22 protein-coding genes and 1 tRNA gene are annotated in these 23,744 nt (G+C 67.0%); 8 read left to right on the top strand and 15 right to left on the bottom strand.

All coding sequences use genetic code 11. From position 1 onward, the window contains the following. Positions 1-19: 19 nt before the first annotated feature. Complete coding sequence (locus tag ACFFGN_RS00470) at positions 20-1,165, bottom strand: acyl-CoA dehydrogenase family protein (protein ID WP_380043194.1); 1,146 nt, start codon at positions 1,163-1,165, stop codon at positions 20-22. A 158-nt stretch (positions 1,166-1,323) separates the two neighbouring features. On the opposite strand from ACFFGN_RS00470, the gene ACFFGN_RS00465 reads away from it, so the two are divergent. Then, entirely contained in the window at positions 1,324-1,923 is a 600-nt protein-coding gene (locus tag ACFFGN_RS00465) for a TetR/AcrR family transcriptional regulator (RefSeq protein WP_380043193.1), read from the top strand. Between the two features lie 106 nt (positions 1,924-2,029). On the opposite strand, the gene ACFFGN_RS00460 is transcribed toward ACFFGN_RS00465, so the two are convergent. Both ACFFGN_RS00460 and ACFFGN_RS00455 read right to left on the bottom strand, forming a co-directional pair. Beyond that, complete coding sequence (locus ACFFGN_RS00460) at positions 2,030-2,935, bottom strand: S1 family peptidase (protein ID WP_380043192.1); 906 nt, start codon at positions 2,933-2,935, stop codon at positions 2,030-2,032. Between the two features lie 396 nt (positions 2,936-3,331). Then, positions 3,332-3,901: a YceI family protein gene (locus ACFFGN_RS00455; RefSeq protein WP_380043191.1), complete on the bottom strand. Its 570-nt coding sequence runs from the start codon at positions 3,899-3,901 to the stop codon at positions 3,332-3,334. Between the two features lie 140 nt (positions 3,902-4,041). Between ACFFGN_RS00455 and ACFFGN_RS00450 the strand changes: the two genes are divergently transcribed. Next, positions 4,042-4,500, top strand: coding sequence for a MarR family winged helix-turn-helix transcriptional regulator (locus tag ACFFGN_RS00450; RefSeq protein ID WP_380043644.1), 459 nt, complete (start codon positions 4,042-4,044; stop codon positions 4,498-4,500). A 182-nt stretch (positions 4,501-4,682) separates the two neighbouring features. Here the strand turns inward: ACFFGN_RS00450 and ettA are convergent, their stop codons facing one another. From ettA to ACFFGN_RS00415, 7 genes are all read right to left on the bottom strand, one after another. Then, positions 4,683-6,365, bottom strand: a complete 1,683-nt coding sequence (ettA, locus tag ACFFGN_RS00445) for an energy-dependent translational throttle protein EttA (protein WP_380043190.1) — start codon at positions 6,363-6,365, stop codon at positions 4,683-4,685. A gap of 72 nt (positions 6,366-6,437) precedes the next feature. Beyond that, the gene (locus ACFFGN_RS00440; protein ID WP_380043189.1) at positions 6,438-6,983 is read right to left on the bottom strand and encodes a single-stranded DNA-binding protein; all 546 of its coding nucleotides are present in this window, start codon (positions 6,981-6,983) and stop codon (positions 6,438-6,440) included. Positions 6,984-7,276: 293 nt separating this feature from the next. Continuing rightward, positions 7,277-8,074 (bottom strand): ABC transporter ATP-binding protein, encoded by a 798-nt coding sequence (locus tag ACFFGN_RS00435; RefSeq protein WP_380043188.1) that lies wholly within the window; start codon positions 8,072-8,074, stop codon positions 7,277-7,279. Beyond that, positions 8,071-9,006 carry an ABC transporter ATP-binding protein gene (locus ACFFGN_RS00430; protein ID WP_380043187.1) on the bottom strand — a complete coding sequence of 312 codons (936 nt, stop codon included), beginning with the start codon at positions 9,004-9,006 and terminating at the stop codon, positions 8,071-8,073. Before ACFFGN_RS00430 ends, ACFFGN_RS00435 begins: the two co-directional genes overlap by 4 nt. Next, a complete protein-coding gene (locus ACFFGN_RS00425) occupies positions 9,003-9,950 on the bottom strand; it encodes an ABC transporter permease (protein WP_380043186.1) in 948 nt (315 codons plus the stop codon). The genes ACFFGN_RS00430 and ACFFGN_RS00425 overlap by 4 nt, the downstream gene beginning before the upstream one ends. 17 nt (positions 9,951-9,967) lie before the next feature. Next, a complete protein-coding gene (locus ACFFGN_RS00420; protein ID WP_380043185.1) occupies positions 9,968-10,957 on the bottom strand; it encodes an ABC transporter permease in 990 nt (329 codons plus the stop codon). After that, positions 10,958-12,646 (bottom strand): ABC transporter substrate-binding protein, encoded by a 1,689-nt coding sequence (locus tag ACFFGN_RS00415; RefSeq protein ID WP_380043184.1) that lies wholly within the window; start codon positions 12,644-12,646, stop codon positions 10,958-10,960. A gap of 244 nt (positions 12,647-12,890) precedes the next feature. Between ACFFGN_RS00415 and ACFFGN_RS00410 the strand changes: the two genes are divergently transcribed. Further along, the gene (locus tag ACFFGN_RS00410; RefSeq protein ID WP_380043183.1) at positions 12,891-13,478 is read left to right on the top strand and encodes a hypothetical protein; all 588 of its coding nucleotides are present in this window, start codon (positions 12,891-12,893) and stop codon (positions 13,476-13,478) included. A gap of 137 nt (positions 13,479-13,615) precedes the next feature. Next, positions 13,616-14,185, top strand: coding sequence for a hypothetical protein (locus ACFFGN_RS00405; RefSeq protein WP_380043182.1), 570 nt, complete (start codon positions 13,616-13,618; stop codon positions 14,183-14,185). Here the strand turns inward: ACFFGN_RS00405 and ACFFGN_RS00400 are convergent. The 3 genes from ACFFGN_RS00400 to ACFFGN_RS00390 all read right to left on the bottom strand — a co-directional run bounded on the left by ACFFGN_RS00400 (position 14,182) and on the right by ACFFGN_RS00390 (position 20,509). Next, positions 14,182-15,861 carry a YfjP family GTPase gene (locus ACFFGN_RS00400; RefSeq protein WP_380043181.1) on the bottom strand — a complete coding sequence of 560 codons (1,680 nt, stop codon included), beginning with the start codon at positions 15,859-15,861 and terminating at the stop codon, positions 14,182-14,184. The two genes, ACFFGN_RS00405 and ACFFGN_RS00400, sit on opposite strands and share 4 nt — an antisense overlap. Then, a complete protein-coding gene (locus tag ACFFGN_RS00395; RefSeq protein ID WP_380043180.1) occupies positions 15,858-19,046 on the bottom strand; it encodes a GTPase family protein in 3,189 nt (1,062 codons plus the stop codon). The genes ACFFGN_RS00400 and ACFFGN_RS00395 overlap by 4 nt, the downstream gene beginning before the upstream one ends. Positions 19,047-19,132: 86 nt before the next feature. Beyond that, positions 19,133-20,509 (bottom strand): PrsW family intramembrane metalloprotease, encoded by a 1,377-nt coding sequence (locus ACFFGN_RS00390; protein ID WP_380043179.1) that lies wholly within the window; start codon positions 20,507-20,509, stop codon positions 19,133-19,135. A gap of 172 nt (positions 20,510-20,681) precedes the next feature. Here ACFFGN_RS00390 and ACFFGN_RS00385 point away from each other — a divergent pair. Beyond that, positions 20,682-20,755: transfer RNA gene (locus tag ACFFGN_RS00385), tRNA-Arg, on the top strand. A 79-nt stretch (positions 20,756-20,834) separates the two neighbouring features. Here ACFFGN_RS00385 and ACFFGN_RS00380 read toward each other — a convergent pair. After that, on the bottom strand, positions 20,835-21,338 hold the full coding sequence (locus ACFFGN_RS00380) for a VOC family protein (RefSeq protein WP_380043178.1): 504 nt from the start codon (positions 21,336-21,338) through the stop codon (positions 20,835-20,837). A 168-nt stretch (positions 21,339-21,506) separates the two neighbouring features. Here ACFFGN_RS00380 and smpB point away from each other — a divergent pair, with 168 nt between their 5' ends. The 3 genes from smpB to ACFFGN_RS00365 all read left to right on the top strand — a co-directional run bounded on the left by smpB (position 21,507) and on the right by ACFFGN_RS00365 (position 22,897). Beyond that, the gene (gene smpB, locus ACFFGN_RS00375) at positions 21,507-21,986 is read left to right on the top strand and encodes an SsrA-binding protein SmpB (RefSeq protein WP_380043177.1); all 480 of its coding nucleotides are present in this window, start codon (positions 21,507-21,509) and stop codon (positions 21,984-21,986) included. A 163-nt stretch (positions 21,987-22,149) separates the two neighbouring features. Continuing rightward, positions 22,150-22,578, top strand: a complete 429-nt coding sequence (locus tag ACFFGN_RS00370) for an SRPBCC domain-containing protein (RefSeq protein WP_380043176.1) — start codon at positions 22,150-22,152, stop codon at positions 22,576-22,578. Continuing rightward, on the top strand, positions 22,568-22,897 hold the full coding sequence (locus ACFFGN_RS00365) for a metalloregulator ArsR/SmtB family transcription factor (RefSeq protein ID WP_380043175.1): 330 nt from the start codon (positions 22,568-22,570) through the stop codon (positions 22,895-22,897). The genes ACFFGN_RS00370 and ACFFGN_RS00365 overlap by 11 nt, the downstream gene beginning before the upstream one ends. Before the next feature lie 243 nt (positions 22,898-23,140). Here the strand turns inward: ACFFGN_RS00365 and ACFFGN_RS00360 are convergent, their stop codons facing one another. Further along, a complete protein-coding gene (locus ACFFGN_RS00360) occupies positions 23,141-23,680 on the bottom strand; it encodes a TetR/AcrR family transcriptional regulator (protein WP_380043174.1) in 540 nt (179 codons plus the stop codon). Positions 23,681-23,744: the final 64 nt, after the last annotated feature.

The raw sequence follows: 23,744 nt of genomic DNA, 5'->3' as shown, positions 1-23,744 counted from the left end.
CGGCTGCTCGGCGGATTGCTCAGAGACCGAGGTCGCGGCCGATGAGTTCCTTCATGATCTCGTTGGAGCCGGCCCAGATCTTGGTGACGCGGGCGTCCCGCCAGGCGCGGGCGACGCGGTACTCGTTCATGTAGCCGTAGCCGCCGTGCAGCTGGACACACGCGTCGAGGATCTCGTTCTGGATGTGCGCGCTCCACCACTTGACCTTGGCGGCGTCGACGGCCGACAGCTTCTTCTCGCTGTGCGCGACGATCGCGTTGTCGACGTACGCCTGCGTGACCTCGGCCTTGGTGACCAGCTCCGCGATCAGGAACTTGTTGTACTGGAAGGAGCCGACCGCCTGACCGAAGGCCTTGCGCTGCTTGACGTACTCGATGGTCTCTTCGAGGATCTGCGCCGCGTGCGCGATGTTCGAGACGGCTGCGCCGATGCGCTCCTGCGGCAGGCGCTCCATCATGTGGATGAAGCCGCGGTCCACCTCGCCGAGCACGTTCTCGTCCGGAACGAAAACGTCCTCGAAGAACAGCTCGGAGGTACCGGACTCGGTCTGGCCCGCCTTGTCGAGTTTGCGGCCGCGGGCGAAGCCCTTCATGCCCTCCTCGATCGCGAACAAGGTGATGCCCTTGGCACCCTTGCCCGGATCGGTCCGGGCCGCGGTGATCACCAGGTCGGCCATATCGCCGTTGGTGATGAAGGTCTTCGAGCCGTTCACGATCCAACCGCCGTCCACCTTCTTGGCGGTGGTCTTGAGCGCCGCGAGGTCAGATCCACCCGAGGGCTCGGTCATGCCGATGGCGGTGACGAGCTCGCCCGAGCAGAACTTGGGCAGCCAGCGCTGCTTCTGCTCCTCAGTACCCAGATCCACCAGGTACGGCGCGGAGCAGTCCGAGTGGATGCCGAAACAGCTCGAGAGCGAGGCGGAGACCTTGGAGACCTCTTCGGCCCAGATCGCGTTGAACCGGTAGTCGCCGACGGACGAGCCGCCGTACTCCTCGGGCACGTCGACACCGAGGAAGCCCTGCTTACCGGCTTCCAGCCAGACGGCCCGGTCGATCGTCTTCTCCTCGAGGAACTGGTCCATCCTCGGCACCAGCGAACGCTCGGCGTACTCCCGGGCGCTGGCGCGGAACGCGTCGTGGTCCTCGTCGAAGATCGTGCGCTGCATCTGTGACCCCTCCGGCCTGTCGACGTGCGGCAACGCTTGTGCACGTCTCCCGGCGCTTGGCTGGCACTGCCGGCACGGCTGGCTACCGCACCGTCGCGGCGATGAGACGGGTCACTAAGCGCTTGCTTAGCTTCGCCAATCTGAGGCAGGGTGTCAACGTGTCCGCGATCACCACTGCCCTGACGGACTGGGAACACGTCCAGCCGCCGGCCGCCCGCCGCCTTCTCACGGGCGCCATCGCCGCTTTCGCCGAGCGGGGCTACCAGGCGACCACCACGCGGGATATCGCCTCGCGCGCGGGCATGAGCCCGGCAGCGCTCTACGTGCACTACTCCTCCAAGGAGAAGCTGCTCTTCGAGATCAGCCTGTACGGGCATAAGGCCGCCTTAGACGTGTTGAGCTCAGTCGAAGGCTCAACCCCGACAGAGCGCCTGCAAGCGATGGTGTCGGCATTCACCGTCTGGCATGCCGAACACCACACGGTCGCCCGGGTAGTGCAGTACGAGCTGGCCGCCCTCTCCCCCGACCACCTGGCCGAGGTAGCCACGTACCGCCGGTCGATCAGCGCTCTGATGGAGAAAGTGCTCGCCGACGGCGTAAGCGCCGGCACCTTCCAGGTCGACGACCTCCCAGGTACGGCGCTCGCCCTGCTCTCCCTGTCCATCGACGTGGCCCGCTGGTACAGCCCGGCCCGCCAACCTCCCGAAGCCCTAGGCAGCCTCCATGCTGCCCTAGCCCTCCGCATGGTCCAGGCCTAACCAGCACGCAGCGATCGTCGCGAAGGCTCGGGTTGCCAGCGGCCGCTGTGCGCGGTGGGCACACAGCGGCCGTCGGCAGCGTCGCCTGGTCCGAGACCAGGCTGCGCTAGTACACGCGGACGTTGTAGCGGTTGAGGACCTCGACCACCGGCTGGAAGAACGTGGTCCCGCCCGTCCGGCAGTTGCCGCTGCCGCCGGAGGTCAACCCGAGCGCGGTGGACCCGCTGTAGAGCGGCCCGCCACTGTCACCCGGCTCCGCGCAGATGTTCGTCTTGATCATGCCGTAGACCGGACCCGCGGCGTAGTTCACCGTCGCGTTGAGGCCGGTGACCGTTCCGCAATGAGTGCCGGTGGTGCTGCCCCGCCGGCACGCCTGCTGACCCACGGACGGATCGGCCGCCCTGGAGATGTCCTGCGAGCCAACCGTGCCCGAACGCTCGATGCCGTAGTCGTACCGCACGATGCCGTAGTCGTTGCCGGGGAAGCTGCTTCCCGTGCGCTGGCCGATTTGAGCACCGCCGCTGGCCCACCAGGAGGCGCCGATGTTGGTGCAGTGCCCGGCGGTGACCAGGAAGTCCCTGCCCGAGCTGTCCTCCACGTTGAAGCCCAGAGAGCAGCGTGCGCCGCTGGTGTGGATCGCGCTGCCTCCGCTGACGAGCGGCTGCAGCGTGCCGGGCATCCGCTCGATTTCCACCGCGCCACCGTGCCGCGCGGCGACGTTCCGCAGCTGGGCGAGTTCGGCACCGCTCACGGTGTCGTCAACGGAAACGATGACCCGTCGGGTAACCGGATCGGTGGACCAAGCAGTCCCCGGCACCCGCACCGAGGCATTGAGATCAGCGGTGGCCGCAGCGGCCTTGGCCAAAGCCGGCGCTACCGCCGACGTCGCGGTCGGGTCCATGGCGGGCGATGCCATGGCGGCCGGTGAGGTGGACACCATCCCGCCGGCGAGCAGGGCCGCGGAGGCCAGACCGATAAACGTCCGGCGGCTGGCGTGCTTCATTCGAACCATCGTTTCCTCCTGTGTGGGGGCGGAGGATCTGGCCGGAGGAGGCCAGATCCCAACACATCGGCACATCGGCATGGGCTGCACTGATGTCCACATCGGGCCCTCAGCGTGCTCAGTCGATAACCGGTTGTAAGGACGATAAGACGCCAAACCCCTGATCGAACCGCCGTCAGCCAACCTGTCAACAACTGTCCAACCACCCCTCAGCCGCACGCCGGGTCCGCCCACCAGGCGATCGCGAAGCAGGCGGCTCGTTTGCATTGGCCGAGAAGGCGGTGGGACGCGCGAAGGCCCCGCGGCCGCCGGAGGGGTGGCGGCGCGGGGCCTTCGCTGGTGCGGTCGGCGCCGGGATGAAGCGGCACCTGGGCTTTCAGACCACCGGTCGTCGGACCGGGGTCGTCAGGCCTGAAGAGCGGCTTCGATGATGAGGTGGATGTCGACCTTTTCGCCGATGACGAGGCGCTCGCCTGCACCCGGCATGTTGAAGTCGACACCGAAGTCGTAGCGGTTGATCTTGGCCTTGGCCTCGAAACCGGCGACGGTCTGACCGTACGGGTTCTGCTCGACGCCGAGGAACTCGAACTCCAGCTCGATCGGCTTGGTGACCTCGCGGATGGTCAGGTCGCCGACGAGCACCCAGTCGTCGCCGTTCGGGCGGACCGAGGTGCCGACGAAGGTCATCTTCGGGTTGGTGTCGGTGCTGAAGAAGTCACCGGAGCGCAGGTGGTTGTCGCGGGTCTCGTTGCGGGTGCTGACCGAGTTGAGCTCGACCTCGACGTTGACCTTGCTGTTCTCGACGTTCTCACCGATCTCGATGGTGCCGGTGTACTCGTTGAACACACCGCGCACCTTGCTCATCAGGTGGCGAACGGTGAACCCGACCTCGCTGTGCGAGGGGTCGACGGCCCAGGTGCCGGCCACCAGGCCGGGGAAGTTCGCGATCGGGGTGGCGGTGGTGGTCTCGCTCATGACTGACCTTTCGGGAGGGAATGCATAGACGGTTCGGACTGCCGGGAGGCGGTCAAAGCTTTAAGCTTCAATCTTTCCTCGACACTAGGACCTAACGGTTTAAATGTCAACTACATTCCCGGTACACTGGTGCCGTGACGATGATGACTGGCACCCGATGGCTGAACTCCGAGCAGCAGGTGGCGTGGCGCGCCTACCTGCTGGGCACCGCGCGACTGATGGCGAAGCTGGACGATGACCTCCGGCAGTTCGGCATCGGCATCAACGACTACGAGATCCTGGTCCGGCTCTCCGAAGCGCCCGATCGGCGCCTGCGGATGGCCGACCTGGCCGACCGTCTGCACCAGAGCCGTTCGCGACTGACCCACACGGTCGGCCGCCTGGAAGCCGCCGAGCTCGTCCGGCGTACGTCGTGTAAGAGCGACAAGCGCGGCGTCTGGGCGGAACTGACCGAGGCGGGTTTCACCCTGCTCGAGCAGGCTGCGCCGCACCACGTCGAGGGCGTTCGCGAAAACCTGCTGGATCTGGCCGATCCGGAGGACTTCGCCGCCGTCGGCCGGGTGTTCGACGCCGTCTCCGAGCACATCGGTCAGCGCTGACCTCGCCATTGCACCACCGCGCTGCCGGCTGAAACCGGCGGATGCGCGCCCAGGGCCCGCCAGCTCCGTGGCTCGCGAACCACAAAGGCCCGTTCCGGCTGCTGCCAGAACGGGCCTTTCGCTTGCCTGTCTTACGCGCGAAGAACCCGGGCTACGTCACCCGGGTCCTTCGCGCGGAGCGGCTAGTCGCGCGTGAGCTTGCGGTACGTGACGCGGTGCGGGCGAGCCGCCTCCGGGCCGAGGCGCTCGATCTTGTTCGCCTCGTACGACGCGAAGTTGCCCTCGAACCAGAACCAGTTCGACGGGTCCTCGTCGGTACCCTCCCAGGCCAGAATGTGCGTACAAACCCGGTCGAGGAACCAACGGTCGTGGGAGATCACCACGGCACAGCCTGGGAACTCGAGCAGCGCGTCCTCGAGGGACTGCAGGGTCTCGACGTCCAGGTCGTTGGTGGGCTCGTCGAGCAGCAGCAGGTTGCCGCCCATCTTCAGCGTCAGGGCCAGGTTCAGCCGGTTGCGCTCACCACCGGAGAGCACGCCGGTCGGCTTCTGCTGGTCCGGGCCCTTGAAGCCGAACGACGCCACGTAGGCCCGGCTCGGCATCTCGAAGTTCGCGACCTTGATGTAGTCCAGCTCGTCCGACACCATCTGCCAGACCGTCTTCTTCGGGTCCAGCCCGCCACGCGACTGGTCGACGTACGAGATCCGGACGGTCTCACCGATCTTCAGCGCGCCCTTGTCCGGGGTCTCCTCGCCGACGATCATCCGGAACAGGGTCGACTTGCCGACGCCGTTCGGGCCGACCACGCCGACGATGCCGGCCCGGGGCAGGCTGAAGTCGAGGCCATTGATCAGGACGCGGTCACCGAAACCCTTGACCAAGCCGTCGGCCTCGAGCACGGTGTTGCCCAGGCGTGGACCCGGCGGAATGGTGATCTCTTCGAAGTCCACCTTCCGGTTGCGCTCGGCCTCGGCCGCAAGCTCCTCGTACCGCGCGAGGCGGGACTTGCTCTTGGTCTGCCGGGCCTTCGCGTTCGACCGGACCCACTCGAGCTCGCGCTCCAGGATCTTCTGCCGCTTCTGGTCCTTGCGCCCCTCGACCACGAGCCGCTGCTGCTTGGTCTCGAGGTACTTGGAGTAGTTGCCCTCGTACGCATACGTCTTGCCGCGGTCGAGCTCGAGAATCCACTCGGCCACGTTGTCCAGGAAGTACCGGTCGTGGGTGATGGCCAGGACGGCACCGGAATACTGCTTGAGGTGCGCCTCCAGCCACTGCACGGACTCGGCGTCCAGGTGGTTGGTGGGCTCGTCGAGCAGCAGCAGGTCGGGCGCCTGCAGCAGCAGCTTGCACAGCGCGACCCGGCGGCGCTCACCACCGGACAGGTGGTCGACCAGCGAGTCCGGCGGCGGGCAGCGCAGCGCGTCCATCGCCTGGTCGAGCTGAGCGTCGATGTCCCAGGCGTTGCGGTGGTCCAGGTCCGTCTGCAGATCGCCCATCTCGGCGAGCAGGGTGTCGTAATCCGCGTCCGGATCGGCCAGCTCGGCCGAGATCTCGTTGAAGCGGTCGAGCTTGGCCTTGGTATCGCCGACGCCCTCCTCAACGTTCTCCAGCACGGTCTTGCCCTCGGTCAGCGGCGGCTCCTGCAGCAGGATCCCGACGGTCGAGTCGTCGGCCAGCCGCGCCTCGCCGTTGGAGACCTGGTCCAGACCGGCCATGATCTTCAGCAGCGAGGACTTACCCGTACCGTTCGGTCCGACCACGCCGATCTTCGCGCCGGGCAGGAAGTTCAGGGTGACGTTGTCGAGCACGACCTTGTCGCCGTGGGCCTTCCGAACACTACGAAGCGTGTAGATAAATTCCGCCATGCCCCGAAGACTATGCGCTCACACCCGCCGCATCCCAACCGGCAGCCCTCGCCACCACCACCCTGGACCCGATCAGGCCGCTCTGGGAGTCGCCTCCTCCTCCGGGTCGGCCTTGCCGGTGCCGTGCGGCAGAGGGCTCGCCTCGGGGAGTGAGTCGTCGGCGCCGTGCGGTGGGAAGGGATTGGCCTCGGCCTGTGAGTCGACGTACTCCGACAGTTCGCGCATCTCCTCCTCCAGGGAGGTGGAGTGCCCGGTGCTGTGGCTCGTGCGTTTGCTGAACACCGCCGTACCCCGGGAGAGGTCGTGCCCGATGGCGGACGCGTCGAGCACGGTCCTCGATCGCAGCGTGCCCCCGCTGTCGTGCCACTCGGTGGTCTTCAGTTTGCCCACCACGACCACCGGCTGGCCCTTGATCAGGGAGTCCTTCACGTTCTCCGCGAGGCTGCGCCAGCACTCGACGGTGAACCAGGTCGTCGGCCGGTCGATCCAGCCCTTGTCGCGAACGAACTGGCGTGGATTCGATCCGAGCCGGAATGACGCGATCGGCACCTGCCCGGCCAGCCGGTACTCCACATCGCTGCCGACCCGGCCCTGGATGTTCACATAGATCTCACTCACGGCGTCCACCTTCCATTGATCGTGTGCTGTGGGGACAGCAGAGAAGATGCACCCGAAACCCCGATCCGGCCGGCCGATCTTTCCGCCTGTGGATGACGCGACCCGCACCCCTGACAACTGCACCGCAGATCAGAGCGGGGATCGAGGAATGGAACGCGCGCGGGTGGGTACTGTGCGGCCACCTCACCAGCTGAGTGGGGATTTCGCTTCGACAGCGTGGGCCGGGGAGTGCAGCCGAGTGCGAGGGCCGGGTCTCGCCGGCCACGCTGTCCAGCAGTCAAATCACTCCAACATCACCCGGCGGACGCCAGCCGTTCCTCCGGGTTAGGCGCCGCGTCGAGAAGCAGTCGGGTGTACTCGTGCTGCGGATCCAGAATCACCTGGTCCGACGGCCCCCGCTCGACGATCTCCCCCTGGTACATCACCAGGATCTCGTCGGAGAAGTGCCGAGCCGTCGCGAGGTCGTGCGTGATGTAGAGAACGCCCAGGTTCTCCTCGCGTTGCAGTTCCGCCAACAGGTTCAGCACACCAAGGCGGATCGAAACGTCCAGCATCGACACCGGTTCGTCCGCGATCAGGATTCCCGGCTCAGGCGCCAAAGCCCGCGCGATCGCGACCCGTTGGCGTTGCCCGCCGGAGAGCTCGTGCGGACGCCGGGCCGCGACCACCTCCGCTGGAGTCAGCCGTACGCGTTCCAGCAGCCGGTGGACGCCGTTCTCGATCTCGGAGGCGGTACGACCCTTGCCGTGCAGCCGCAACGGCCGGGCTAGGTGATGCGCGATCGAGTGGTACGGGTTGAGCGACGCGAACGGATCCTGGAACACCATCTGCACGGTCTGGCGGTACGACGTGAGGTCCCGCCGTCGTACCGGCTCTCCGTCCAGCAGGATCTCACCGCCGCTAGGCCGTTCCAGCTGCAGCAGCAACTTGGCGACGGTGGACTTGCCACTGCCGCTTTGACCGACCAGGGCGACGGTCTTGCCCGGTTCCAGCGTGAAGCTGACGTCTTTGACCGCGGTCAACTGCCGGCCGCGCCAACCGCCTCGCAGGTGGTATTTCTTCTGCAGGTTCCGAACCTCCAGAGTGCTCATCCGTTTCCTCCGTCCACGTCGGTGACGCGCACCGGGTCGAGGTCCAGCAGCCGCTCATCCAGGCCCGCCCGGATGAAGTCGCCCCGAGCGCCGGTCAAACTCGGGAACGACGCCAGGAGTTGTTTCGTGTAGGAGTGCTGCGGCTCGCCGTACACCTGCCGGGCGGCTCCAAGCTCGACGATCTCTCCAGCCCGCATCACCGCGATCCGGTCGCTGATCTCCAGCAGCAACGGCAAGTCGTGCGTGATGAAGATGACCGCGAACCCGAGTTCGTCCCGCAGCCGGGTGATCTCGCGCAGGATCTCGCGTTGCACCACCACGTCCAGGGCGGTGGTCGGCTCGTCCATGATCATCACCTGCGGATCGAGAGCCATCGCCATCGCGATCATCACCCGCTGGCGCATTCCCCCGGACAACTCGTGCGGGTAGGCCCGCAGCCGGTCGCGGTCCACGCCGACCCGTTCGAGCAGATCGCCGCAGCGCCGGCGTCGTTCACGACGGCTCAACTCCGGCCGGTGCGTGGTGAAGATGTCCTCGAGTTGGGCCCGGACGGAGATGACCGGGTTCAGCGAGTTCATCGCGCCCTGGAACACCATCGAGATCCGGTCCCAGCGGAAGGCCCGCAGGTCTTCGCCGCGCAACTGGCCAAGGTCGATGTCGTACCCCTCCCTGGAGTGGAACACCGCCCGTCCGGAGCTGATCACGGCCGGCGGTTTGAGCAGCCTGTTGATGCCGTACGCGAGGGTGCTCTTGCCGCAGCCGCTTTCGCCCGCCAGGCCGAGGATCTCGCCCCGGCCGAGGGTGAGATCGACGTGCTTGACCGCATGCACGGTGGTTTCGCCGAGGTAGTCGACGCTGAAGTCCTCGATCGTCAGCACCGGCGCCGTACCGGAGTTGCCCATCGGTGGCGAGCTGAGCGCCGGCGCCGTCATCGCACGCCCTCCTCGGCCGCGGCGATCTGCTGTTTCGAGGCCGACCAACGACGCCGGGCCCGGCGGGTCTGATCCCGGAGCTTGGGGTTGATGATCTCGTCGATGGAGAAGTTGATCATCGCCAGACCAGCGCCGAACACGGTGATCAGCAGGCCTGGCGGTACGAACCACCAGAGCGCTCCGAGCCGCAGCGCGAGACCGTTACCGGCCCAGAACAGCATCGTGCCCCAGGTCCAGGAACCACTCGCGCCAAGGCCGATGAAGGCCAGTCCGGCCTCGCCGAGAATCGCGCCGATGACCGCGAAAACGAACATCGAGGCCAGCAGCGGAACCAGGTTCGGCAAGATCTCGACCAGCAGGATGCGCCAGGTCTTCTCGCCCGCGACCCGCGAGGCAGCGACGTAGTCCCGGCTGCGCAGGCTCAGCGTCACCGCCCGCAGCACTCGGGCACCACCGGCCCAACTGGTCAAGGCCAGCACACCCGCGACCAGCCAGATGCCCTTGTTCTCCACATAACTGGAGATGACGATCATCAACGGCAATCCCGGCAACACCAGCATCACGTTGCTGAACAGGGAGAAACCCTCGTCCACCCAGCCGCCGATGTAGGCGCCGACGATGCCGAAGAACGCCGCCAGCCCGACGGCCAGCAAACCGACCACCAGGCCGATCACGAGTGACCCGCGGGTGGCATGGGCGAGCTGCGCGAAGACGTCCTGGCCGGTCTGGGTGGTGCCGAGCAGATAGCCGTTGCCCGGCGGCTGCAGACCGACGTTGTCCACGCGTTGCGGATCACCGACCAGGAACGGGCCGATGATGCCGAACAGCGCGATCGAACCGCACAGGCCGAGGCCGACGGCGAGTTTCGGTGTCAGCCGCGGCAGCTTGCGCCGGCGCCGGCCGACCGCCCCGACGGCGACGGCCGGATCAGTGAGTGTGGCCATGGCGAACCTCCTTCCGGTCAGGCCCGGGCGCGGGTGCGCGGGTCGATGAGGGTGTAGAGCAGGTCCACCAGCAGATTCGCGCCGAGGACCGAGATCGTGATGACCAGGAACACGCCTTGCATCAGGGCGTAGTCGTTGTTCTGCACCGCCGACATCAACGTCATGCCGATCCCGGGGTACGAGAACACCTGCTCGGTGATGATCGACCCCGACACGACAAAGCCGAGCGTGATCGCGAACCCGGCCAGCGACGGCAGTACGGCGTTGCGCGCGGCGTACGTGGTCATGATCCGGCGCGGCTTGAGGCCTTTCGCCTCCGCCGTGAGGATGTAGTCCTCCGACAGGGTGGACACCATCATGTTGCGCATACCGAGCATCCACCCGGCGATCGAGGAGATCACGATCGTCAGCGCCGGCAGGGTCCCGTAGTACAGCGCGCTCCGCAGGAACGGCAGGTTGAACCCCGGCACCGTGCCGTACACGTCGTACCCACCGCTGGTCGGGAAAACCTGGGTGACGCTGGACAGCAGGTACAGCAGGACCAGCGCCAGCCAGAAGTACGGCACCGCCTGGAACATCGTCGTCACCGGGATCAGGTTGTCCAGCCACGAACCGCGCTTCCAGCCCGCCAACTGGCCGAGCAGGATGCCGATCGCGAACGAGATCAGCGTCGCGATCCCCATCAGGGCGATCGTCCACGGCAGGGTCTGCGCGATCGTGGTGGAGACGCTCTGCGGGAAGTACGTGACCGACACCCCGAAATCGCCGTTCGCCATGTTGCGCAGGTAGTCGACGTACTGCCCGGCCAGCGGCTGGCTGGAGTCGGTGCCGAGCAGTAGTTCCAGGCTGTGCCTGGTCTCCGGCGACACCGGCCCCTTCGCGGCCAGCTTGGCGATCATCAGATCGACCGGATTACCCGGCATCCACCGCGGCAGGAAGAAGTTCAGCGTCAGCGCCGCCCACAACGCGACGAGATAGAACCCCGCCTTCTGCAGGTAGTACCGCATCTACTTGACCGGAGTGATGGTCTTCAGCACGATCCCGTTGTCCCAGGACTTCCAGGACGCGGGGAACGAGTAGAGGTTGTCCTGGGTGGGCCAACCGGTCGCGCGGCTGTTGTTGAACTCGGTCAGCGTCGAGCCGATCACTACCGGGATGTACGGCAGGTCGCGGGCGATGTGCTGCTGGATGACGGCGTACTGCTTCTTCTTCTCGGCGTCATCGTTGGTCTGCGAGGCGGCGGCGATCGCGGCGTCTACGGCCGGGTTCGCGTAGCGCGACGGGTTGGAGCTGGCGTTCTGGCCGACCGTGGCGGTGTTCTTGGAGGAGTACTTGCCCTCGTAGTTGAAGTACGGATCGGTCGACGGGCCGAGGCCGATCGAGTTCAGCGACAGCTGGTAGGTGCCCTTGAGCTCCTTGCTGTTCCACTCGTTCCACGACACCTGGCTGGCCTTGATCTCCATCCCCACCTTGCGCAACTGCTGGGTCATCGCGTCGATGGCGGAGATGAAGTCGCTCCAGCCGGTCACCACCTGGATGGTCAGGCTGAGCCGCTGGCCGTCCTTGACGTAGATACCGTCACTGCCCTTGGTCCAGCCGGCCTGGGTCAGCAGCGACTCGGCCTTCGCGGTGTCGGGTGCGGTCGCGGTCTTGGCCGGTACGGCAGGCGAGATCCACTTGTCGTCGCGGCCCGGGATCAGCATCGTCGGCGACGGCGGCTCGGCCACGTTGCTGAAGGCCAGCTTGTTCAGCTGCTCGCGGTCCAGCGCGTGGTAGATGGCCTGTCGTACGGCGGGATCGGTCTGCGGGCCCTTGCAGCCGAGCTTGGCGTTGGAACACGCGAAGAGGCTCGTCGTGAGCGCGGGCGTGTTGACGTACGACAGCTCCTTCTTGCTCTTCATCAGGCCGTCGAAGCCCGGGAAGTAGGAACTCATCCAGTCGACCTCACCGGCCAGCAGGGCGCTCGTGGCGGCGTCGGCCGAGGCCAGCGAGATGTACCGGACCTTGTCGATCTGCGGCTTGCCCGGCTCCCAGTAGGCCGGGTTCTTCTTCAGCTCGTAGCTCTGCGGGGTGAAGCTGCCGACGCTGTAGGCGCCGGTGCCGACCGGGTTCTGGTTGATGTCGGTAGCCGGGTCCTTCGACTTCCACAGGTGCTCGGGCACGATCGGGGTGTCGCCGAGCACACTCGGGCCGGCGACGAACGAGGTCTTCTTGAACGAAAGCACCACCGTGTTCGCACCCGTGGCCTTCGCGGTCGCGGCCAGGCCGTTGGTGTTGATACTCGCGGTCTTTGCGATCATATTGAAAGTGAAAGCAACATCCGCGGCGCTGAACGGCTTGCCGTCGGACCATTTCACCCCGGACCGGGTGGTAACGGTCAGCTGGGTACCGGTCTTGTTCCATTCAAAGGCCGTCGCCAGCAGCGGTTTCGGATCACCCGAGGACATCAGGTTGTAGTAGAACAGCGGCTCGTAGATGATGCCGCGGGCCGGCTGCAACGCGGTGGACGAGAACGGGTTGAAGTTCTCCGCGATCGTGCCGGTCGCGCCGTTGAACACGGTGATCCGGCTCTCGCCTCCGGCCGCCTTGCCCTTCGCGGCACCACCCGCGTCGCCACAGCCTGCGAACAGCAGTGCGGCGGCGGCCACTCCGGCCACAAAAACCGTGCTCTTCCGGTCCCACTTGGGTAGGTACATAACACAATCCTTCGGTCAGCATTTCACGACGGGCAGGCGTGAACGCCGAAGGGCGCGGGATAGACCCGCTGCGCAGCCCCACGGTAATTCAGCGACCTAACTGGACCGGTTCAGCGATTTTTGAGGAATGTACTGGACCGGTTCAGTAGAGGCAAGACCCAAGCCGCGGCCAGTTCCGGTAAATGTGTTTTTCAGCCATCCCGTCCACACCGGCGGAGACGCCGAACGCGACTGGTCACGCGGTGTGCCCGGCGCATTCGTATTCTTCGCGGCGGCGTTGGTGCTGGTGAAGTTCGGAACGCCTGTGCTGGACGTGGTGCGCTACTCGGCGTACCTCGTTCTGGGCGTCACACTGCCGGGCACGCTCGTGTGGCGGGCAGCGCGCGGCAACTTCGACGGGTTCGTCGCGGACCTCACCTTCGGTACGGCGCTTGGCCTGATCGGGTCGATCCTGGCCTACCTACCGGCCCGGACGGTTGGAGCTCCACTCGCGGGTCTGGCGGCGCCGATGGTGGTAGTGGCCGCGTTTGTGGCGGTGCCCTCGCTCGCCCCGCACTGGCGCAGCCAGGGACCAGTCCTGCCGCGCTGGTGGTCGTGGGGCGTCGGTCTAACGTGCCTTCTCGGGTTGGCGGTCGTGACACGGTTCGGCCTGGCCCTTGAGCCGATGAAGTTCCCCGCAGCCGCGTACCAGTACGTCGACATGCCGTTCCACCTAGCGCTCGCGGGCGAGCTCAAGCACCACTTCCCGGCTGAAATCCCGTACGTCGCCGGTGAGCCGCTCTACTACCACTGGTTCGTACATGCCCAGGCGGCCGCCTCTAACTACTTTTGACGCCTACGGCTGGAACGGCCCTGGTGCAGTGGTGGAGTTGGGCTTCTCCAGCGGGGTCCTGATGTACAGCCCGACTCAGGCGTTGGGAATGTTCCTGGCCGTCCCTGTCGTCTGGCTCGTGATCGCGCTTCTGCGGGGTGACGGAGCCAAGCTGGGCAGCAGCGCCCTACTGGCTCTCGGCCGGTCTGACGGCCTTGAGCCTCGTCGTACTGGCTTTCGCCCAGGCAGTGCTCTTCGGCGGATCGACGGCTGGTACGTCGGTGAGATTCCTGGGCACGTTCAACGATCTGGTACCGCGGTATGGGCTCTCCGACAACAACATCTCGGTTGCGGCCGTGGTGGCTGCTGCCCTGGTCTCCTGGACCGTGGTCGCGGCAGGGATGACAGGGCTGCTCCGCAACGCGCTGGCCGAATCCGCGCACGGAGCGGTCTTCGGCCCCTTCTGGGACTCGGACCTCCAGCAGGCGAACGACGTGGTGTTCCGGACGAACCCCTCGAAGGCAGCCCTGCAACTGCTGCGCGAGCGGTACGGCGTTCGCTGGCTGGTATTCGACACCAGCCTCGACAAACCTTCGCCGATCGTCCGGAAGCTGCTGCCGCAACGCTTCAAACAGGGCAGCTTGGAGATCTACGAACTCGTCGCCCTGTCCGGCACGACGGCCTCGACGCCCGCACGGCACATCGAGACCGACGCCCGAACGCCTTAGGAGCGTGCCTTGGTGAGGTTGTCGCGGCAGGAGGAGTAGGCCTGCAGTTCAGTGCGGGCCGGTTCGATCACATGGCTTTCGGCGACGATGGCCAGCTCGGTGCGGAGCGCCTTGTCGACCGTGGACGCGCGCCGCTTGGCGCCGACCGCGGCGAAGAGCCGGCACATCCCCGCGACCACCAGGCCGAGTACGACGCCACCGAGCAGCATCAACGTCGCCAGCGGGATGTCCTGCCACTCCGGCATGGGCGGATCGTTCAACTGTAGGTAAGCGAATCCAGCCAGAGCGCCGAGCCACAAACCGCCGGCCAACGCGACCAGGAACAACGTCCACTGCACGAACCGGGCAGCCGTCCACCAACGCGGAACGCGCTCGCCGCCGAGGTCGGTCCGCGCGACAGCGGTGTCCAGCTCGTCGCCCAGGCTTTCCTCGCCACGGCGGATCGCCGAACGAACGGAATCCGCCCACGGCCGGGACAGACCCGTGGCGGCCTTCGTGGTGATGCTCCGTACGGCGGTATCAACCCGCGCGCGCTGCACCGGAGTGGCCGCCGGCAGCGACGTACGCGCCAACGTGACCTCTTCGGCCGTCGTACGGCGCAACTCCCGCCGCTGGGCCTTCGGCACCCGGTCGAGGTGCAACCGCCGCAGCGGGTCGGGCTTGAACCGGACGAGCCACTTCGTCACCGGCCAGCCCGTCGCCGATCGCGCGCGCTGCAAGTACGAACGGCGGACCGCGTCGACCACAACCGGCACCCCGGCGGCCTCGGCCAAGGCGCCGACCAGAGCCTCGGAGTCGGACTTGTCGAGCGTCGGAGTCTTTGCGTCACCGCACTGCGCGGCCATCCGGTCGGCCACGCGTTCGACGTCCGCCGCCAGCCGCTCGCGCGCCGCCTTCTTGTCCTTCACGCGCTTCACCATCAACGTGCGCAGCTCATCGAGCCCGGCACCGGTGGTCGCCGATGTCGCGACGATCACCGGGTTGTTGATGCCGTCGGCCTTGAGCAGCCGGGTGAAGTCGGAAAGGCAGGTCGTGCGCTCTTCCTCGGTCAACTCGTCCGCGTGGTTCAGGACGAAGACCATCACGCCCGCGTGAGACGACAGCGGCTTGAGGTAGCGGTTGTGCAGCGCGGCGTCCGCGTACTTCTGCGGATCCACCACCCACACCAGAGCGTCCACCAGCTCGACAAGCCGGTCGACGATCAGCCGGTGCTCCATCTCGGTGGAGTCGTGGTCAGGAAGATCGAGCAGCACCAGGCCGTCGAGTTCCTCCGAGCGCGGGTCCTCCAGTGAGCTGCGGTGAGCCACTTGATGCCGCCTGGGGATTCCCAGCCAGTTGAGGAGTTCCCCAGCCGGCTCATCGCCCCAGACGCACGCAAGCGGCATAGACGTCGTAGGACGCCGTACGCCGACTGCAGCGAGGTCTAGCTCGGTGATCGCGTTGAACAGCGACGACTTGCCCGAACCGGTAGCACCGGCCAGAGCAACCACTGTGAGTTCGCCGGACATCTTGAGCCGTTGCCCGGCTCTGTCCACGATCTGCGCCGCCTCCGACAAGACGACCGGGTCAAGCCGTCCCCGGCCTGCCGCCGCTGCCTCTTGCAGTGCCTCGATTTTGGTCAGGACGTCGGCAGAGCCCCTCACCAGGCCCTTCACCGCCTCCACAATTCCCGTCACGTGCAGTCCTCCACCGCGCGCGCGGCCTCCGTCAGTCGTCTTGGGGCGTCGGGATCGACCGGATGCTGGTCGAGCACCGTCAAGTAGCGGGACAGCTCTGCATCCATCAGCGATCGAACCCTACTGTCCAGATCGCGACGGGCCTTCGTTGCCAGGGTCCGAACGGCCTGATCGCCGAACACGGCCTCCAGCACCTTCTGGCCGACAGCGGCGGTACCAGCGCCCACACCGACCTCGGCGCCGGTCGGAATGCCTGCGGTACTGGCGAAGATCACGATCATCAGGGCGATGCCCAGGCCATTCACGCCGTACGCGAGGACCCGGGCGGTAGAACGCTTGTCGGCGCCTTCCTTGCGCACCAGCTCCAGCACATAGCCCTGCCAGTCCCGGACCATTCGGCCGGCCTCGGCATTGAACTCGCGGGAGGCCCGTCCGAGATCTCGATCGCCCGCATCGAGCAACTGGCGCCCGGCGACCGTCGACTGCCAGGACTCCTCTGCGCGCTCTGCGGCGGCCTCCGCGTGCTCACGCAGCAGCGACTCCAGCCCGGACTCGACCGCGTCAGTGACGTCTCGGACCGGCATGGCCTTCCCGCTGATCGCGGAGCGCATCTTGTCGCGGAAGCGCCCGACGTTGGTCTGCAGGCCCTTGAGCAGTTCACCCGTGCCGACGAACTCCTGCCAGCGTGCGAGCACCTCGCCGCGCAGCATCGAGCCGTCCTGAGTGGCCTTGCTGATGTCCTTCACGGCTCGCACGTACGCCGTCTCGGCCGCGGCGCGCAGTTCCGTCACCGTGTCGGCCTGGGCCTGCACGGCCTGCGCGAAGGCCGGCGTCTTCTTGGTCATCGCCGTCACCGCGCCCTGCAGAGTCCGGCGTACGACGGCCGCGCGGGCGCCTGCGTCCTCGGCGAGTTCGCCCAGCCACTCCTTGACCGGGGCAACCACCTCGGGCGTGAGCAGGCCGCCGTCGCTGACCTCGGATTCGGCGATCGCGAACATCGGCGAATCGCCCAGGCCGCGTTCGAGCAGCATGTGCGCGAGGTGGCCGCTGATGTCCTCGACGGAGCCGGGCGGCACCCGGTCCAGCACGACCGCGATCGCCGTACTGCGCTCCGCCGCGTCCTTCAGGAAGTCCCACGGTACGGCGTCCGCATAGCGCGCGGCAGTGGTCACGAACAGCCAGAGGTCCGCCGCGGCCAGCAACTGCGCGGCCAGTTCGCGGTTGGCCTCGACGACCGAATCGATGTCCGGCGCGTCCAGGATCGCGAGGCCCTGCGGAATGGTGTCGGCGGCAACCAGCCGGAGCACGCCAGCGTCCTCGGTACCGCCCGGAGCGTCGCCGCTGGACCGGGCCAGACCAGGCAGCACCCGGTCGCCGGTGAACCAGTCGGTATCGGCCGGGTTGTGCACGAGCACGGGCGAACGGGTGGTCGGCCGCAATACCCCGGGTTCGCTGACCACCCGGCCGACGAGGGTGTTGACCAGGGTGGACTTGCCCGCGCCGGTCGAACCACCGACAACGGCCAGGACCGGAGCCTCGAGCTGAACCAGCCGTGGCAGTACGTAGTCGTCAAGCTGGTCGAGCATCGACTTCTGCTGCTGCCGCGCCTCATCCGCGCCCACCACGTCGATCGGCAGGCGGCTACTGGCAAGAGCCTCACGAAGCCGCATCAGCGCCGCGATCAACGCCATCGCAACCTGCTCAGCCGGACTCTGCTCCGCCTTCTTCCCCGCCTTCGCCGCGCCATCCCCAGCACCGTCGGCGGCCTCGACGCCTTCGATCCCCGTGTCGCCTTCGGCCTTGTCGCCGCCGTCGGTCTTGCTGGCGCCCTTGGCATCGTTCGCCGCGGCATCGGACGCGGTATTGGCGGGCGAGGCCTTAGCGGTCTCCTTGCCTGCGTCCTCGGCCTTACCTACGCCAGGCTTCGCAGCCGCCGCGCCGGGCTTCACGTCGGTCGTCTTCGGCTGATCGGCCTTCGCGTCGGCGGCCTTTGCGTCTGCCGCTGCGGCATCGCCGTCCGCTGCGTCGGCGCTGTTCACGACCGCTGCGGGGTTGTTGGCGTCTGACGAGTCGGTATTGCCGGCCGCTGCCACGGTGGCTGCCTTCTTGGCGGCTGCGGCACGTGCCGCGGCTTCGCTGGCGTCCGCCTTCGCGGCGACCGTCCTCGCGTCATCCGCCTTAGCCGCGACCGACTTCGGGGCCTCCGACGTCGCCCTCGCGTTCTGCTGGCCTTCCGGCGTCTTGCCACCGTCGGGCCTGGCAGAACCGTTGGCGCCGTCGCCGCCTTCAGCGGGCACGGGTACAGCAGGGCTGTTCACGTTCCCAGCATGAGCCTCAGCCCGCGCGTTGGCCTCGACGGCGCGCGTAATCGCCGCCTCAACCGTCTCCGCATCCTTGTCAACGATCGAGTCGCCGGGATCGGCCTTCGGCGTCGGCAGGCCGATGATGATGTCGTCGTAGTTCGGCGGAAGTTGCTCGGCGAGAGTCGCCTCGTCCAGCTCGCCGTCCGCGTCGTCCTCTGACTCCTTCGCGGACTCGACCGGCTTCGGCAGGCCGATGATCATGTCCATGTAGTTGTCGGGCAGACCGTCGTCGAACTCGTCCTCAACCGGCTCGCCGCCCGCCCCACCTGCCTCAGCATCCGCCCCGCTCTCAGCACCCGCGGCCGTGTCATCTGCGCTGGCGTTCTCGCTCCCAGCGGCTGGTACGACGGTCGGTGCCGCTTGCTCGGTCGTCTCGTCCTCGGCGGCTTCCTTGCCAGCGGCAACAACCGTGTCGGCTGACGGGACCTCCACGCCCTTCGGGGTCTTGCCAGCCACGGCAGTCCCCTTGTCAGCTGCAGGAGCCTCCGTGCCCTTTACCGGAACAGCCTCGCCACCGGCCGTGGGAACACCCTCGCCGCTCTGAGCGCTCTCGGCCGCCTCGGGCGACGTACTGGCTGGTGCCTGGTCTGGGGTCGCGCTGGACGCCGTACTGGCAGCAGCCGCCTCCTCGGGGGCAGGCGGGGGCGGCGTACTGGCGGGCTTGTCGTCGGTTGGGACGGCGGTGGACTGCTTGGCCGTGCGGCGGAGCTTGCGCAGGAGTTTGCTCTTGGGCTGGTCCTGGGCAGGCTGGTTCGCGGCCGGAGCTTGCTCTTCCGAGCGCTCCGGACCGGCGCCAGACGATGCTGACGTGTTGTCAGGCACAGCGTCCACCCACGAGCACAGAGTGCCCGGTCGGACAGCGCAGAAGCAAAGTCATCTTGATCCCGTGATTGCTTGGGCGGGCGGGGTCACTGCGACGGTGGGAACTGCGAAGGAGGATACGGACCGTACCCTCCCGGCGGTCCCTGGTAGCCAGCGGGTCCCGGTGAGTAACCAGGCTGACCGGGTGGCAGTCCCATCGCGGGCTGGGGCGGGCCGAACGCTGGCATCGGCGGGAAGGGAACACTCGGGCGCCGGGCCCTCAGTTCGTCCAGCAACTTCTTCTCCGCCGGCAGGGCCTCGGGCCCGATCACCTGGCGAACGATCTTGTCGCGCAAGTAGGCCAGCTCGGTCGCGGTGTGCTGGAAAGCCTTGGCCGCGACGATGGCCTGCCCCCCGTGCCGCTTCGCGTTCTGGCGCAGCGCCTTGCGGCCGCGCAGCGTCGCGATCAGTGGCACCTCGGGCGCGGTCAACCAGCCGAACCTCACATAGTCGTACAACCGGGACGCGATCATCTGCGACTCCCGCGAGCGCATCACCAGCGCGAAGATGACCAGGCCGACAAAGATCGGCACCATCAGCACCAGGTAGATCCCGAAGAACCCAGCGGCGCCGGCCCAGCTCGCGACACCGTTCCACAGCGCGTGAGCGAAGACGGCCGCCAGGTAACCGACAACCGGGGCCAGGTAGCGCACCGCGGTGTGGCGATGACGTACGGCGATGCCGATACCTATCGCGGTGAACGACGTGAAGAGTGGATGCGCGAACGGCGACATCAGCCCGCGTAACAGGAACAACGTGAACGCGCCCTGGAGTCCGGCGTCGCTACCGCCTTCCTCGGCGAGGGCTCGGTAGATGCGGCCGTAGTAGAGGATGTTCTCGGTGAAGGCGAAGCCGATGCCGACCATGCCCGCGTAGACCAGGCCGTCGATGATGCCGTCGAACTCCTTGCGCCGGATCAGCGCGATCAAGACGATCACAGCGCCTTTGGCGAACTCCTCCACCGGTGGAGCCACGAACACCGCGGCCCGCGAACCGCCCGCGGCGCTCTCCCCCAGCAACTTGCCCGCCTCGGTGTTGATCCAGATGGCCAGCAGGGTCGCCACGAACGCACCCCAGGCGAGTGCGAACAGTACGTATTTGGCCGGCTCCGGTTCGTAGCGATCCAGCCACAGATAGAGCAGTACCAGGATCGGCACCGGCAAGAACGCGAAGAGCAGACCCCAGGCGAACCCGCTGGAGCCCGTCGAGGACAGGACCTTCCAGAAGATCGCCAGCCCCGCCACCGCCATCACCACCACGATGAGAATGGCGATCAGCACACTTCGGTTGCGCTGTGTTCCGGGCACGGGATGATCCCCGAGCACGTTCGGCTGTGGGTACGGGCTGCCCGGCGGATAGGCCGGACCGCCCGACATCGGAGGCTCGGGCGAAGCCCCCGTCGGGATACCTGAGGGGTAACTCATGGCCGAAGCCTAGTCATGACCGGGCCCGAGCGCCCCGACCGCCACCAGGCGTTATGCGGATGGAACGCCCGTCACCGCCAACACCACCCGTCACAACCGGGAGGTTGGCGAGCACAACGGGCCCTCGATCTGAGAGACTCTGAGCGGGTCACCGGGCCAGTCCGGCGACCAGGCGCCCGTAGCTCAGCTGGATAGAGCGTCGGACTTCTAATCCGTTGGTCGCAGGTTCGAATCCTGCCGGGCGCGCCGATTTCGGGTTCTCCCGGCTGGACCGAGCCGGGGCCGGCGCAGCCGTGGGCGCGCCGGCCCGGTCAGTTCCTCCGCTTCAGCGCTTGATTCGGCTGCGCATTTCGTCCTCGAGCGTGTCCACCGCCACCTTCAACTTGGCCAGCTCCTCCGGGTCGTTGAACACGTCTTCCAGCTCACTTGGGTCGACTTCGTGTAACGGTGTCTGCAGCCACCAGATGTTGCCGACCGGATCCTTGACGCGGCAGCCCCGGTCGCCGCTGACACGGGACTCCATCATCTCTGTCACCACCGTCGCCCCGGCCGCCAGCGCCCGCGCAAGGACCGCATCCACGTCGTCCACGAACACGCTGAGGAACGCCGGGGTGTCCGGCCAGTCCGGCTGCGCGTCGAACGCCATCAACACCGAGCCGTCCACCGTGATCTCGGCGTGCCCGATGGTGCCGTCCTCGTTGGGCACGTCGAAAGACCGCTTTACCTCGAACGTCTCTTCGACGAACTCCAGGAACCGGGCCGCCCCCTTCACCACCACGTAGGGCGTCACCGCTGCCTTGCCACCGGGGAACTGCTTCGTCGTCGTCATGACCACCATCCTGGACCAAGTAGAGGCCAGATTTTGTCCTCTACTGGGACCGCCTTGCAGCTGATCAGGTGCCGACAGGGATGGCCGGCGATCGCTGGGGCTCGTCGGTGGCTGGCGGGTGACAGCGACGAGCGGACGGCGACCTGTGGGGCGGGGCAGAATTGGCGTATGAAGAAGCCCGAGGCCGAGCCCGTGATCGCGCGCAACCGCAAGGCTGCTCACGACTACGACCTGGGCGAGTCCTGGGAGGCCGGGATCGTGCTGCAGGGCGAGGAGGTGAAGGCGCTCCGTGCCGGACGGGCGTCCCTGGTCGGCGGCTTCGCCATCGTCGAGAACCGGGAGATCTGGCTGCACGGCGTACACATCCCGCAGTACTCGCAGGCCCGGTGGTTCAACGACGGCTCCCGCCGTAAGCGGAAGCTGTTGCTGCACCGCCCGCAGATCGACAAGATCGAGCGCAAGGTCAACGAGAGTGGGCTGACCGTCGTACCGATGGCGCTGTATTTCAAGGACGGATACGCGAAGGTCGAGATCGCGCTGGCCCGCGGCAAGAAGACCTGGGACAAGCGGCAGGCGCTCGCCGAGCGCGAGGCGACCCGCGAGACCGAGCGCGCGATCAGCCGCCGACTGAAGGGCCGGCGGGACTAGTCGGGCAGGGGTCAGCGCTGGTACTCGTCGTGGTGGCGCATCCACTCGTACGCCCAGCGGTCAACAACCCGGACGGTCTGCCGATCAACTCCAGGCTTGACGCAACCCAAGGGTTGCCATAGATTGAGTAGCAACTGAACGGTTGCTACTTATGGAGGTTGGCATGGGATTTCCGGATCGCATTGAGCGGACGTTGGAGCTGGCGCATCCGCCCGCGAAGGTTTGGGCGGCGATCACCTCGCCGGAAGGGCTCGGCACGTGGTTCGGCCAGAAGGCGTCGATCGACTTACGGCCGGGTGGCGCCGGGCGGCTGTCGTGGGACGACAACGAGATCGAACTGCGGGTGGAACGAGTCGAGGAGCCGTCTGCGTTCGGGTTCACTTGGCCGATCACCGGGCTGCCGGATGACGATCCGCGACGGACGTACGTCGAGTTCACACTCGAGCCCGTCGCCAACGGGACCCGGCTCAGCGTGGTCGAGACGGGATTCGCGCAGGTCCCGGCCGAGGTCTTCGGCGAGGCGCACGGCGGCAATTCCGACGGCTGGGTGCGCGAGCTCAACGAACTGGTCGAGTACCTCGATGCAGCCTGACGTCGAGGCCGTCGCGGAACAGGTTTTTGTCGCGCTGGCCGATCCCAGCCGGCGCGGCATCCTGGCCGAACTGGCCGCGCGAGGTCCCGCCACGGCCACGGACCTGGCCGACCGGCTGCCGATCACGCGACAGGCGATCGCGAAACACCTCACCCTGCTGACGGACGCCGGTCTGGTGACAGCCGAACCGGGCGAGCGGCGCCGGGTGCGGTACCGGCTTCGCTCCGCCCCGATGCAGGTGGCTCAGCAGTTCCTGGCCGCCATGGCGCGGGACTGGGACCAGCAGCTCAACGCCTTGCGAGATCACCTGGACGAATGACTTGCCTACCGAAACGAGTGATGGAGATGTTCATTCCCAGTTCGGCGGTCGACGCCGTTTGTAGCCAGGCGCAGTCCGCTCTACCCGATGCGCCGGTTGTAGGCGATCGACCGCCCGCGCTCCGCCAGTGGACTCGTACGGCGCGTGAGGCCCTGGCCCGCCTGCGAAGCACCAGAGGGCGATCACTGGGGCAGCCCTCAGCAGTATCGCCTGGCCTTTAAACCCCTTGCAGGCAAGGCGGAGTCAGAGGGCGGCTCGAACCGCTAGGGCCAATGCGGGCCGCGGGTCTGTGGTGTCGTGGCGGGCAATGCGGTGGAGGATGATGCCTTCGCAACAGGCCATCAAGGCCGTAGCCGCCGCGTGCGGGTCCTTCGCGCCGAAACGCGCGAAGGTGAGTACGACGGAGGCCTCCATCGCGCCTCGGCCCACGTTGATGATCGCGCGTACTTCCTCGTTGTGATTCGCCTCCAGGAAGAGCACCAGCCGCGCGGCGGTGACGATGCGCTGCGGCCCGGTGTTGAACTCGATCAACCCGGCCAGCGCGTCGACGAACTCGTCCGGACTCGCCGGTTCCACAGCCGCGCTGACGCCGCCCAGCTCCCGGTTCGCGATGCGCTCGGCGACGCCGGTGAGCAACGCGGCCCGGGTGCGGAAGTAGTTCGAGGTCGAGCCCTTGGGGATGGCGGCCCGCTCGTCGATGCGCCCGTGCGTCAGCGCCCGGAGGCCTTCGGTGCCGAGGAGTTCGATGCCGGCGTCGAGGGCCCGCAACTTGGTTGAGGTCACTAGCTCACCCTAACCGTCCGCACTACGAACCTAGTGACAACACACTACGAACGTAGTACCTTCG

Source organism: Kribbella deserti (assembly GCF_042434725.1).
Classification (GTDB): Bacteria; Actinomycetota; Actinomycetes; order Propionibacteriales; family Kribbellaceae; genus Kribbella; species Kribbella deserti.
This window is presented reverse-complemented; position numbering and strand designations above follow the sequence as displayed.